The organism is Roseburia sp. (genome assembly GCF_041325975.1).
Lineage (GTDB): Bacteria > Bacillota > Clostridia > Lachnospirales > Lachnospiraceae > Roseburia > Roseburia rectibacter.
Genome location: NZ_JBGLEJ010000004.1, coordinates 167,434 through 180,275 on the forward strand (window position 1 = coordinate 167,434; position 12,842 = coordinate 180,275).

Here is a 12,842-nt window from a genome sequence, read left to right on the forward strand (position 1 = left end):
AGTGTCGGCTTTCCGGCACTCTTTTTTATGTAATAGGATTCTTTCTTGTGTAGTCCATTCAAACTGGTCTGCTCAATTTTCACCTGACTGGCATTTTAAAATAAACCAGTGTGCGTTTAAGATATGCATAAATAAATGACAGATAATATCGGTCATAAGAAACGTATGAGGAGAAAAGAAATATGAGCACAACATCTACAACTACTGTAAAAACAGAAAATTCAATCGGTCAGGTACAGTTTCTGACCATCACAGCACTTTTCATTGCATTAACTTATGTATTTACCGCATTTGTCAATGTCAGACTTCCGATCACTGCAAACGGCGGACTGATCCATCTTGGCAATGTTCCGCTTTTTATCTGCGCCATTTTATTTGGCAAAAAAAGTGGTGCACTTGCCGGCGGTATTGGCATGGGACTCTTTGACCTTCTCTCCGGCTGGACAGCATGGGCACCTTTTACATTTATCATCGTAGCGATTATGGGATATGTTGTTGGTGCGATCACGGAAAAACACCACGGACTCGGTTTTGATGCACTCGCCATCGCTGCTGCCTGCGTGATCAAAGTAGTCGGCTATTATATCGCAGAGGGTATCATCTACGGCAACTGGATTGCACCGGTTACTTCCATTCCGGGAAATCTGTTTCAGATCGGTGTTGCAGCCGTTGTAGTCCTGATCGTCATCGAGCCTTTACGCAAAGCAGCAAACAAAATTATTTTCAAATAAAGTTTCATTTGAAAATAGCATTTTTCACTCAAACTTGTAATGCCCAAAAAACGGGCGGGAATGGAGATTAGTATTAATATGTATAAGATCATGACACCCGGACCGGTTCAGGTTCCGGAACCAGTAAGACGTGCACGCAGTTTTGCCTGCACAAATCCTGATCTGGATGAAGAATTTTATGATTTTTATAAAGAAACCTGCGAACTGATCAGCAGCCTCCTTGGCACGAAAAACGAAACGCTGATCTTAGATGGTGAAGGGATTTTAGGACTGGAAGCTGCATGTGCTTCCCTGACAGAACCGGATGATAAAGTTCTTGTCATCGACAACGGTATCTACGGAAAAGGATTTGCAGATTTTGTCAGCATGTACGGTGGTATTCCGGAAATCTACCATGCTGATTACGAAAATACTCTGGATGTGGATGCACTTGCAGAATATTTAAAAGATCATCACGATTATACTTATGCCACTGTTGTACACTGCGATACCCCAAGCGGCATGTTGAATGATATCAGCAGAATCTGTCCACTGCTCAAACAGTACGGCATCTTAACGGTCGTTGACTCCGTTTCCGGTATGTTTGGCGAAAAAGTATGTGTCGATGATTTTCAGATCGACCTTCTCTGCGGCGGCTCACAGAAAGCAGTCTCCGCACCTCCGGGACTTACCTTTGTTGTGGTAAGTGATGCCGCAAAAGAAAAAATGAAAAACCGTAAAACTCCGATTGCATCTTTCTACGCAAACCTGATGGCATTCGACGGTTACTACGAGAAAAAATGGTTTCCATATACTATGCCGATCAGCGATATCTACGGTCTGCGCGCTGCATTTAATCTGATCGCTGAAGATGCGACTTTGTATGAACGCCATGCAAGGATTGGTTCTGCTACAAGAGCAGCCGTAAAAGAAGCGGGTTTAAAACTCCATCTGCAGAGCGGAATGTCAAACACTGTAACTGTTTTTGACATTCCGCAATGTACTGATGCTAATTCTATCCTTGATACAATGCGAACAAAATATAATATTATGCTTGCCGGATCTTTTGATGAACTCTCCGGTAAAGTGATCCGTATCGGTCATATGGGGGAAAATGCAAGGTTAGAGCATATGGTTCCTACTTTAGAAGCTCTCTCTGCTACCCTGACTGAACTTGGTGTCACGCTTAAGGGAAATCTTGCAGATCTGTTTTTGAAGTATTATAGAAAAAAAGAGGCCTAATTGGCCTCTTTCTTTTCCTCTAAACGCTCTCTGATCTGCTGCATTCTGCCGTCTAACTGTGAGATCAGCTCCGCACAAAAGCAGAGATCCTGTGAGATCACCTGTGCATTTTCAATGTCCTTTTTGTATTTTAATTTATGCTCTAAACTTGCCCAGAAATCCATGGCGATCGTTCGAAACTGCACTTCCACACGCATCATCTTTTTCTCATTTGTCAAAAAAATCGGTACTTCAAGGATCAGATGCAGACTGCGGTAACCATTCGGTTTGGGATGACTGATATAATCTTTCTTCTTGATCAGCTTGATATCATCCTGTTTTTCCAGATAATCCGCTAATGTATAAATATCATCGGGAAATGAGCAGATAACACGGACACCTGCGATATCATTCAGATTCTTCTCGATATTATCTACGGAAAATGGAATCTCCTGACGCTTCATTTTCTTCATAATACTGTCCGGTTCTTTGATCCTGCATTTTATCGATTCGATCGGATTCCTGCTGTTTTGTACAGATAACTCTGTGTTCAATACGTCAAGTTTTGTCCTCACCTCTAACATTGCACATTCGTACTGCATCATCAGACAGCGAAACTTCTGTAGTTCTTCAATATCCCCAAAAACATGATCCAGTTCCTTGACTGTTTCAATATCCATGTATTCCATTTGACTTTCTCCTTAGAATCGTTCTTTTGTAACAGCTTCTCCTGACCTGCTACTCTTTCATTACTATTTTACCATACTTTTACGGAAAAGTTATCTAAACTTCTGTGAAGATTTCGGATTATATAATATTTTTACATAAGAGGTGCAAACAAACGCAAGAAACACTGTGTTCCCCGCAAAACAGCAGACCTTCCGCTCTTATATTTTTCTGTAACTTCCGTGCTCTCTGCAAAAATATGTTCAAAATCCTGACGAATCTCCCCTACGGCGTCACAGTTATATAAAAAGGCTCCATTTTCAAAATGAAGGTACAAACTCCGGTAATCCATATTAATGGTGCCACAGGTTGCCGCCTCTCCATCGCAGACACATTGTTTAGCATGGATAAATCCCGGCGTATACTCATAAATACGCACCCCTTGGCGCACGAGTCCTGCATAATAAGAACGTGTTACTTTATAGATCAGTTTCTTATCCGGGATCCCCGGTGTCACGATCCGCACATCCACACCACGCTTTGCAGCAAGTCCAAGAGCACGGTTCATCTCATCTGTGATGATCAGATACGGTGTTGTAAAATAAATTTCTTTTTTGGCATGTGCGATAAGATTCATATAAACGCTCTCTCCCACATGTTCATCATCTAATGGACTATCCGCATACGGCTGGATAAATCCCTCCTGTTTTACTTTATAATCTGTCACCGGCAGGTACTTCTGATAATCCTGGTCTGTCTTTTTTACAACATTCCACATTTCAAGGAACATAACCGTAAGACTTTTTACAGCATCTCCTTCTAAACGAATGCCTGTATCTTTCCACCGTCCATACGGATGTGTGACATTAAAATATTCATTTGCAAGATTGTACCCTCCGGTAAATCCCACTTTTCCATCGATCACTGTAATTTTTCTGTGATCGCGGTTATTCATAAATACCGATAATACTGGAATAATCGGATTGAATACACGGCAGGCAATTCCATTCTCCTCCATACGTTTTCTGAAATCATGATTGATAAATCCAATGCTTCCAACATCATCATAGAAAATACGTACTTCAACTCCATGCACTGCCCGGTCTTTTAACACGTTAAAAATCCGTTCAAAAGATTCTGCCTGCTCGATGGCATGATACTCCATAAATATAAAATGTTCTGCTTTTTTCAAATCTGCAAGCTGTGCCTCTAACCCCTGTGACGCATCCGCATAAAATTCAATATCTGTATTGCGATAAACCGGATAATGACCATATTTCCAGATGTACTCTGTCTGGTTTGCTATTGACAGATCTTTTTTCTGAAGCATTTTTACGACAGTCTCATCACTTTCTAAAAATGGGAAAAGTTCACTGTCAATGCCCTCATAACGTTTTTTCATATTTCTGGTCAGATTTGACCTTCCAAATAGTGCAAATACACACAGACCAAATACCGGAAATGCAGTAATGACCAACATCCATGGCACTTTAAATGCCATGTTTCCATGCATTCCATATATGGCAAATACAACCGAGACCGCGATCAACGTGGAAAAAAGAGAAATTGCTGCCGAATAATTATTCAGCCATATAAAAAGACTGATGATCCATATGACCTGAAGCAATACGCTGATACCAACAAAAATCAATCTTCCTACACTGTTTTTTACTGATGTTTTCTGTTCTGCTCTCATAATATTGAAAAATACCACATAATTTTACTCATGTGGTATTTTTTCCTCCGTTTCTGATTTATTTTTAGTTACGTGCATTCATTTTATCTTTTACATTTGCATCCACTTTTCCAAGATACCCTACCAGCTCATCGGATACATTCACAATGCGCTCTGTTGCCTGATCACACTGTTCAACGATCTGCTGGAATTCTTCCATGTTTTCTGTTGTTACTTTCGCACTCTCGGCATTCTGTTCTGCAAACTCTGTCAAAGAGGTGATTCCACTTTCAATTACCGTCTTATGATCGTCTAACACATTTACTTCTTCGCTGATTCCATCCACAGCATCGCTTGTATTCTTGATCTCCTCATTCAGGGAACGGAAAATTTCTTCCGTATCATGAATCTTCTCATTCTGTTTCACAAACGCTTCTGATACTTTCTGCGTGATCTCCACACTGACGTTTGAATTATCAATCAATGTATTGACGATCTGATTGATCTGTTCTGTTGATTCCCTTGACTGGTCAGCTAATGTACGGATCTCTTCTGCAACAACTGCAAATCCTTTTCCATGTTCTCCGGCTCTTGCAGCTTCAATACTTGCATTTAAAGCTAAAAGATTTGTCTGATTTGAGATTCCGGCTATGATCTCTGTTGCTGTGCGGATCTCCTGTGCAGACTGGTTTGTCAGATCTGTCTGCTGTCTTACATTTTCAATCGCAACACCGCTCTCCTTACTGATATTTACAAGTTCCTCCATGATTGCTTCTGCTGCCTTGTTGCTTTCTTTCATGTGCTCTGCACTTTTTGCAAGCATCGATACATTCTCTGCAATCTTATCGATCGTTCTGCTGATAGCATCGATCTTCTCTTTCATATCGACTGTGTGATCAGCCTGTGAGATCGTATTATCCGTAATAGTAGTCACTGCCTGCTCTGTCTGATCCAGTGAAGCTGTCATACTCTTAAAAATATGCTTAAAATCCTCTGAAACCTCACCAAGTTCCTTTGTTGCTTTCTTTATTCCCAGTACAACCTGTGAAAATGAAGTGATCGACTCCTGAAACGTACGCACAAGCTGTCCGACTTCTCCATCCTTCTCTGCAAGTTTATTTGCTTTCTTAGCAACACCACCGGAAAGTTCCACCTCTGAGCCATCACTCATAAGCTGTCTGAATGCATCCAGGAGTGTTTTGATTAATGCAAAAACAATGCCAAAAACCAGTACAGTTGCAAGACAGATCAGTATCATTGCAACCATCGTACCGATCACGCCATTTTTCAGCAGCTCAAGTACTACAATCTGCCATACTGCCATAATCAGGAAAAATACAACAAAAACACCCATTAATCTTTTCCATGCCATTTTCTTTGTGTCACCCATTTTTATCCTCCAGCTATGTTATTGTCTGAGACTGCTCCACCACAGGTGGATCCGTCTGTTTTGATTTCTGCATGACTTTATTCTCATACATCGCATGATCCGCTTCACGGAACACTGCTGCAAATAAATCTATACTGTCTGTTTCATGGAATGCGATTCCTCTTGCAATCTGTATCTTCTGTTCATACTTTGTATTATTTTTATTGAAAACAATAATACCATTATCAAAGTTTGCCAGCAGTTCCTCGCATTCTGTCTGTTTGGGCTGTTCGATGATGATCACAAACTCATCACCACCGATCCGGTATACAGTATGATCTTTAAATCCTTTTTTGATCAGTCTGCTTGCATCCCGGATGAGCATATCCCCAAATTCATGTCCAAAATTGTCATTGATCTTTTTGAGATTATTGATATCCATGACCACGACTGCATATTTCATATTCTCGGCTGCCGCGCGTTTATCCAGTTTATCCACATACTCCTTATATGCCGCCTTGTTAGCAACACCCGTCAGGGCATCTGTATACGCCTGTTCATTTACATAATCGATATAATGCCGCAGATGATTGACCATCTGCTGTACACTGTCTGCAAGCACTCCAACTTCATCTTTTGACTCACAGTCAATGTTGACATCAAGATCACCGCCTGCAACTTTCTGTGCTGCTTCCGTAAGTTCTTTGAGCGGTCGTATCATTTTTCTGGTAACATGTATTGTGATCACGACTGAAAAAATCATTATCACAACGGTTGAAACCAGAAACAGACGTATAATACGGCTGCTTAATTCATTAATCTCCTGCACCGGTGCTGTAACAGCAAACAGCATACCATTTTCCAGCTGTCTTGCCGTCATTTCTTTCTTTGTTCCCTCAAGATTATAACTGACCAGACTATCCTGTCCTGCTTTTTTGATCAGTAAATTTAACACCTTTCTGATCTTTCCGTGTACACTTCCCTCAGCAAGTCCCTCCGGATAATCATGATGGTAATAAAGAGCACCATTTGTTCCTGCCAGAAAAGCATAACCGCTCTGATAAATCTGTACGGAATCTACCTTTTCCTTCAATAGTGCCATGTCAATATCCATGCCCAGAACACCAATAAAATCTTCATCCTGATATATCGGCACCACATACGAAATGATCCAGTCATTTTTATTCAGATTGTTATACGGTTCCATCCAGAAAGCGTCTTCGTTCTCAAGAGCTTCATAGTACCATCCGACATTCTGTGTGTCATCTTTTGTATATTTTGAAAAATCAACCAGAGAATCTTCGTTAACATCACCTTTTTCATCCCTATACCAGAAAAATCCTGTCTGGTCATCGGCAATTCCAGGATTAACTCTCATATATACTCCACGTGATCCTTCTGTATTTTTCACGGTATGTAGTGAAACTTCCTGTACTTTTTTTACAAAGGCATCCACATTGTCCCTGCCTGTACCACCAATTCCGAGTGCGTTATACTGCTCTATCGTATAATCCCTGATCGTATTCACGGACTGTTCAATCCCCATCAGTGCTGCATCAATCTCCTGTGCCTTATCTTCACAGAACAGATTCATAAACTGTGTGGAATCCTCATTTACAAGTTTATGCGTATATAAAAAACCAACATATCCCAGTGCCAACGCTGTAAGAAGTACACAGCCTACCGTCAAAGCCAGAAATTTAGACTGTAAAGACCTCATCGGCAATCCTCTCTCCTCTTTCTGATATATGTTCTATTATATGCATTTTGTCATAAATTGTCAAAAAATATCACTTATTTTTTGTATGTATTTTTGAACATTTCAAGCAACATTTTCTTGATTTTTTTCTGCATAACATCTAAAATTATTGTGGTATGACCACATACCACAAAGAATCTCGACAATATAAAGGAATCATAACATATGGAATTTCAAAAATTAAACGCACCATCACTCAAAGAATTATTTATATCCGAACTGGAAAATATGATCATTTCCGGCAAACTTCCAATCGGTACAAAACTTCCATCCGAACGTGAACTTGCCACATCCATGCAGGTTTCACGCGCTGTTGTCAACTCCGGTATCGCCGAACTTGAAAAGAAAGGATTTGTCGTGGTAAAACCGCGCATCGGCACATTTGTAGAGGATTACCGCAGAAATGGAACCATGGACACTTTAGTTTCCATTATGAAATATAATGGCGGAGCTTTAAGCCAGGAAGAAATCTGTTCCATCCTTGAGGTCCGTATTCTCTTTATGAACCTTGCATCCCGCCTTGCGATTGAAACAGCAACGGATGCTGCGATCGAGGGTCTTTCTTTTTACCTTGAAAAATTAAAAAATGCCACAACACCGGAAGATGCTGCAACATCTATCTTTGAGTTCAGCCATGAGCTGAGTTTTATCAGTGGAAATATGCTGCTTCCACTGTTCTTTATATCATTCCGTGATCTTGTATGCAGTCTTTGGGTACGCTATGCAACAAAATACGGCATAGAAGAATTATACCAGAGTGCCCTGTCCATCTATAATTTTGTCCGTGCAAGAGATGTCCGTGGTGCTCTCGATTATATAGAAACTTCTACAACCGAATGCATCAGTGGAACCCGCATGATCTACTGATCTTACTACAAAACAGCCTGACTTTGGATTCCATCTCAAAATCAGGCTGTTTTTTCATATTCCGATCTATACTTTTATTTTGCAAACTGGCTGTTGTACAGCTTTGCATAAAATCCATTCTTCTCTAACAGTTCCTCATGTTTTCCCTGTTCTATGATATTTCCATCCCGCATGACAAGAATGATATCTGCTTCCCGGATCGTGGAAAGGCGGTGTGCAACGATGAAACTGGTACGCCCTTTCATCATACGGGCAAATGCTTCCTGTATCTTGATCTCAGTTCTTGTATCGATCGAGGAAGTCGCCTCATCTAAGATCAGCATCGGCGGCAGGCAGAGCATAACTCTTGTGATACATAAAAGCTGTTTCTGTCCCTGTGAAAGGCTTCCGCCATCCTCCGAGATCACCGTATCGTATCCTTTTGGCAGACGTTTGATAAAACTATGCGCATGGGATGCTTTTGCTGCCGCAATGATCTCTTCCTCTGTGGCATCCGGTTTTCCCATCGTGATATTTTCACGGATCGTTCCGCTCCGTAACCATGTCTCCTGCAGTACCATACCATAATTACTTCTTAAACTCTTTCTGGTCATCTCATCAACCGGTATTCCGCTGACACAGATTTTTCCACTGTTTACATCATAAAAACGCATCAGAAGGTTGATGAGTGTTGTCTTGCCACATCCCGTAGGGCCTACAATCGCTACACGCTGTCCCGGCTGTACGGAAAGATTGAAGTCCTCGATCAGCTTCTGTTCCGGTGTATAAGAGAAATATACATGGGACAGTTCCACGCTTCCATCTGCCTTCTCTAACACTTTTGCATCTTTGGCATCCGGTACTTCAACCGGCTCCTCGATCAGTTCAAACACACGTGCCGCACAGGCAAGCGCGTTCTGCAGCTCCGTAATGACACCGGAGATCTCATTGAACGGCTTTGTATACTGGTTTGCATAACTTAAAAGACTCGATAACTGTCCAACGGTAATGCTTCCTTTTATTGCAAGAAATGCACCGACAACACCGACTGTCGCATAGACAAGGCTGTTGATAAAACGTGTTGCCGGGTTTGTGATACTGGAAAAGAAGATTGCCCGCAGTGAATATTTCTGAAGTCTTCCGTTGATCTCATCAAACTGCTCTAATGCCTCATCCTCATGGGAAAATGCCTGAACAACTTTCTGATTTCCAACCATTTCTTCTATAAATGCGGTCTGTTCACCTCTCGTCTCAGACTGCAGTTTAAACATGGAAAATGTCTTTTTTGCAATAAAACTTGCAACAAACAGTGATAACGGTGTGATAACAACAACCGCAATGGTAATATTCACACTGATCGTCAGCATAAAGATCAGCGTGCCAAGTATTGTCACAATTCCTGTAAAAAACTGGGTAAATCCCATCAAAAGTCCATCTGCAAACTGGTCAACATCCGCAATAACACGGCTTACCACCTCACCGTAGGAATGTGAATCAATATACTTAAGCGGTAAATGTTCGATCCGCTCGAATGCCTCTTTCCGGATATCACGGATCACATTATAAGTAATTTTATTGTTACATGCATTCATGATCCACTGCGCAACTGCAGTAAGTAAGATCACAACTGCCATACGCTCTAAGATCACAAGGATGCCTGAAAAATCAACCTGTCCCTTTGTTACGATCAGATCCACTGCACGCCCTGTAAGGATCGGGATATAAAGTGTCAGCGCGACGGTAACCGCTGCAAGCACGATCGATAATCCAAGGTAAATCCAGTACCTTCGGATGTAATCCAGCACTTTTTTTATCGTTGTCTCCTGCTGCTCTGTCACTACTTTCTTCATGCTGTCTTACCTCCTTCCTGTTTTTTAAACTGTGAATTGTAAATCTCCTGGTATACCTCACAGCTTTCTAACAGTTCTTCGCTGGTTCCAAGACCAACGATCTTTCCATCGTCAAGCACAACAATGCGGTCTGCATGCTGGATGGATGCTGCTCTCTGGGAAACAATAAAAACAGTTGTCCCGCCTTCCATCTCACGGATTGCTTTCCTGAGTGCAGCGTCTGTTGCGAAATCAAGTGCGGATGCACTGTCATCTAAAATAAGTATCTCCGGTTTCTTTACAACCGCACGTGCGATTGTCAGACGCTGGCGCTGTCCGCCGGAAAGATTTTTTCCACCCTGTTCGACTTCAAAATCAAGTCCACCCTCTTTGTTGTCAATAAATTCTTTTGCCTGTGCTACTGTGACCGCATTGATCAAATCTTCTTCCGATGCATCCGGATTACCCCATTTTAAATTTTCACGGATTGATCCATGGAACAATACTGCTTTCTGTAAAACAGTACCGATCTTTCCTCGAAGTTCTTCAAGTGAATAATCTTTGACATTTTTTCCGTCTACTTTGACAGAGCCGGCTGTCACATCATAAAATCTTGGGATCAGATTGACAACCGATGATTTTCCGGAACCGGTTCCTCCAATGATACCGATCGTCTCACCTTTTTTTACCTTAAAATCAATATCTGTTAAGGACTCATCTCCGGCACCTGCATAAGTTAATCCCACATGAGAAAATTCCACTGCATACTCTGTATCTTCAGATTCATCAGAATCCGTTGTCTGTGGCTTGTCCATATTCCGGCTGCTTCCGTCTGTAATGGATGACTGCATCTCAAAAACAGACTGGATACGGTTTCCACATGCGATAGATTTGTTGATGTTGATGATCAGGTTCGCAAGTTTTACTAATTCTACTAAGATCTGTGACATATAGTTGATCAAAGCAACAACCTGTCCCTGTGTGATATATCCGTTGTCAACACGGACTGCACCAGTCCATACAAGCACAACGATCGCACCGTTGATGATCACGTAGGTAAGCGGATTCATCAGGGCAGATATTTTTCCAACATAGATCTGTGCTCTGGTCAGAAGATCATTATTCTCATTAAAATGTTCTCTCTCATCCTCTTCCTTATTAAAAGCGCGGATCACCCTGCTTCCTGTCAAGTTTTCTCTTGTGATCCCAAGCACTTTATCAAGTGCAGACTGCACTTTTTTATAAAGCGGGATACTGATGAGCATAATACCAAATACGATCACGGAAAGCAGTGGAATGGTGACAACAAATACCAGTGCTGCTTTAATATCAATGGTAAATGCCATGACCATTGCTCCAAATACGATAAACGGAGAACGGAGAAACAGACGAAGTACAAGGTTCACACCGTTTTGTACCTGATTAACATCACTCGTCATTCTTGTGATCAGTGTTGCCGTTCCAACGGTATCCATCTCTGTAAAAGAGAGACTTTCAATATGTGCAAACAGCGCATGACGCAGCTTTGTTGCAAATCCGACTGCCGCCTTTGCTGCAAAATACTGCGCGGTAATCGAGCATGTCAGTCCGATCACTGCAAGCAATACTAACACCATACACATCCGCATAATATAGGTCTTGTCCCCGGAAGCCACACCGGTATCAATGATTGCTGCCATAACAAGCGGTACGATCAACTCGAAGGTTGCTTCAAGCAATTTAAAAAGTGGTCCTAATACACTTTCTTTTTTATAATCTTTTAAATAAACCAGTAATTTTCTCATACAAACTCCAAATGTTTATTTTTTAATTTTTTTCATCTGCTGAAGTCCCAGGATCACTGCCCCGCCGATGATAAAGAACAGGATAGAAAAATTGTGGATCGTCATTGCAGGCTGTGGTGTATCAAGTGTGGTCGGTCCCATGATAACCGCATAAATAGAACCGAGCATTAAGCCAACGATCAGAAAGATCGTCTGTGCACGGAAATTTTCAAGTGCCTTACGGATCAGCTTTACAACACTGAAAATGCCAACTAATACTCCACATCCGAATACAAATACAGTTGGAAAACTCTTTAAATTCAGATGCAGGATATCTTTGATCGCCGTCACGATCGGCAGATAAAGCCCCATGATAAGAAGCAGCGTTGATCCGGAAATACCCGGAAGCACCATGGCACAGATTGCGATTGCACCTGCAATAAATACATAAATTCCTGTTGTGACTGTCAGATGCTCTAAATTCATGCTGCTGCCGCCTCCAACCGGGTTAAAATAAGTAATGGCACACACGATCGCTGCTCCAACCAGTATAAATGGAAGATATGCATACTTCCCTTTTAGTGTATCTATTTCTTCACGGACTACGATCGGAATCGCAAAAATAATAAATCCGATAAATAATGAACTGATCGCATAAATATGGGATTCAAAAACATTTGCAAGAATCAGAATCGCAAGGATCATTCCTGTTACCCAGCCGATACCAAGTTTCAATAAAAAGAAAAATGCTGTTTTCTTTTTCTCCATATTTCCTGTGATCAGATCATCAATGGAATCAATAAACTGATCATAAAATCCAAGCAGAAATGCCACAGTTCCACCGGACACTCCAGGAACACTGTCTGCAAGAGCCATACAAAAACCCCTGATAAACTGTATTATGTACATACGGTTACCTCTTTCTTCCTTATTAATATTTACATGTGCCATCTGCACACCATACTGCCTATTATAGACGTTTCGCTTCTGTTTTGTCTAGTACG

At 41.4% G+C, this 12,842-nt stretch carries 10 protein-coding genes; 3 read left to right on the forward strand and 7 right to left on the reverse strand.

Features of this window, described 5'->3' with window-relative positions:
* The first annotated feature begins 182 nt into the window (after positions 1-182).
* Together ACDD58_RS04140 and ACDD58_RS04145 are read left to right on the forward strand one after the other, a co-directional pair.
* On the forward strand, positions 183-731 hold the full coding sequence (locus ACDD58_RS04140; RefSeq protein ID WP_117921309.1) for an ECF transporter S component: 549 nt from the start codon (positions 183-185) through the stop codon (positions 729-731).
* Between the two features lie 78 nt (positions 732-809).
* On the forward strand, positions 810-1,952 hold the full coding sequence (locus ACDD58_RS04145; protein ID WP_370775981.1) for an alanine--glyoxylate aminotransferase family protein: 1,143 nt from the start codon (positions 810-812) through the stop codon (positions 1,950-1,952).
* Here the strand turns inward: ACDD58_RS04145 and ACDD58_RS04150 are convergent.
* The 4 genes from ACDD58_RS04150 to ACDD58_RS04165 form a co-directional block, all read right to left on the reverse strand.
* Positions 1,949-2,620: a GTP pyrophosphokinase family protein gene (locus ACDD58_RS04150; RefSeq protein WP_117921310.1), complete on the reverse strand. Its 672-nt coding sequence runs from the start codon at positions 2,618-2,620 to the stop codon at positions 1,949-1,951. The genes ACDD58_RS04145 and ACDD58_RS04150 overlap by 4 nt on opposite strands.
* Before the next feature lie 131 nt (positions 2,621-2,751).
* Positions 2,752-4,293 carry a cardiolipin synthase gene (gene cls, locus ACDD58_RS04155; RefSeq protein WP_370775982.1) on the reverse strand — a complete coding sequence of 514 codons (1,542 nt, stop codon included), beginning with the start codon at positions 4,291-4,293 and terminating at the stop codon, positions 2,752-2,754.
* Positions 4,294-4,357: 64 nt separating this feature from the next.
* Positions 4,358-5,662 (reverse strand): methyl-accepting chemotaxis protein, encoded by a 1,305-nt coding sequence (locus tag ACDD58_RS04160; RefSeq protein WP_370775984.1) that lies wholly within the window; start codon positions 5,660-5,662, stop codon positions 4,358-4,360.
* A gap of 13 nt (positions 5,663-5,675) precedes the next feature.
* Positions 5,676-7,361, reverse strand: coding sequence for a diguanylate cyclase domain-containing protein (locus tag ACDD58_RS04165; protein WP_370775987.1), 1,686 nt, complete (start codon positions 7,359-7,361; stop codon positions 5,676-5,678).
* A 204-nt stretch (positions 7,362-7,565) separates the two neighbouring features.
* On the opposite strand from ACDD58_RS04165, the gene ACDD58_RS04170 reads away from it, so the two are divergent.
* Positions 7,566-8,267 (forward strand): FadR/GntR family transcriptional regulator, encoded by a 702-nt coding sequence (locus tag ACDD58_RS04170; RefSeq protein WP_370775989.1) that lies wholly within the window; start codon positions 7,566-7,568, stop codon positions 8,265-8,267.
* Between the two features lie 74 nt (positions 8,268-8,341).
* On the opposite strand, the gene ACDD58_RS04175 is transcribed toward ACDD58_RS04170, so the two are convergent.
* The 3 genes from ACDD58_RS04175 to ACDD58_RS04185 are packed head-to-tail and all read right to left on the reverse strand — an operon-like array spanning position 8,342 to position 12,747.
* Entirely contained in the window at positions 8,342-10,096 is a 1,755-nt protein-coding gene (locus tag ACDD58_RS04175; protein ID WP_370775991.1) for an ABC transporter ATP-binding protein, read from the reverse strand.
* On the reverse strand, positions 10,093-11,859 hold the full coding sequence (locus ACDD58_RS04180) for an ABC transporter ATP-binding protein (protein WP_370775993.1): 1,767 nt from the start codon (positions 11,857-11,859) through the stop codon (positions 10,093-10,095). The genes ACDD58_RS04175 and ACDD58_RS04180 overlap by 4 nt, the downstream gene beginning before the upstream one ends.
* 15 nt (positions 11,860-11,874) lie before the next feature.
* Positions 11,875-12,747 (reverse strand): DUF368 domain-containing protein, encoded by an 873-nt coding sequence (locus ACDD58_RS04185; RefSeq protein ID WP_118209734.1) that lies wholly within the window; start codon positions 12,745-12,747, stop codon positions 11,875-11,877.
* Positions 12,748-12,842: the final 95 nt, after the last annotated feature.

Coding starts and splice junctions, on each gene's coding strand:
- ACDD58_RS04140 (WP_117921309.1), top strand. CDS start 183: ATGAGCACAACATCTACAACTACTGTAAAAACAGAAAATTCAATCGGT.
- ACDD58_RS04145 (WP_370775981.1), top strand. CDS start 810: ATGTATAAGATCATGACACCCGGACCGGTTCAGGTTCCGGAACCAGTA.
- ACDD58_RS04150 (WP_117921310.1), bottom strand. CDS start 2,620: ATGGAATACATGGATATTGAAACAGTCAAGGAACTGGATCATGTTTTT.
- cls (WP_370775982.1), bottom strand. CDS start 4,293: ATGAGAGCAGAACAGAAAACATCAGTAAAAAACAGTGTAGGAAGATTG.
- ACDD58_RS04160 (WP_370775984.1), bottom strand. CDS start 5,662: ATGGGTGACACAAAGAAAATGGCATGGAAAAGATTAATGGGTGTTTTT.
- ACDD58_RS04165 (WP_370775987.1), bottom strand. CDS start 7,361: ATGAGGTCTTTACAGTCTAAATTTCTGGCTTTGACGGTAGGCTGTGTA.
- ACDD58_RS04170 (WP_370775989.1), top strand. CDS start 7,566: ATGGAATTTCAAAAATTAAACGCACCATCACTCAAAGAATTATTTATA.
- ACDD58_RS04175 (WP_370775991.1), bottom strand. CDS start 10,096: ATGAAGAAAGTAGTGACAGAGCAGCAGGAGACAACGATAAAAAAAGTG.
- ACDD58_RS04180 (WP_370775993.1), bottom strand. CDS start 11,859: ATGAGAAAATTACTGGTTTATTTAAAAGATTATAAAAAAGAAAGTGTA.
- ACDD58_RS04185 (WP_118209734.1), bottom strand. CDS start 12,747: ATGTACATAATACAGTTTATCAGGGGTTTTTGTATGGCTCTTGCAGAC.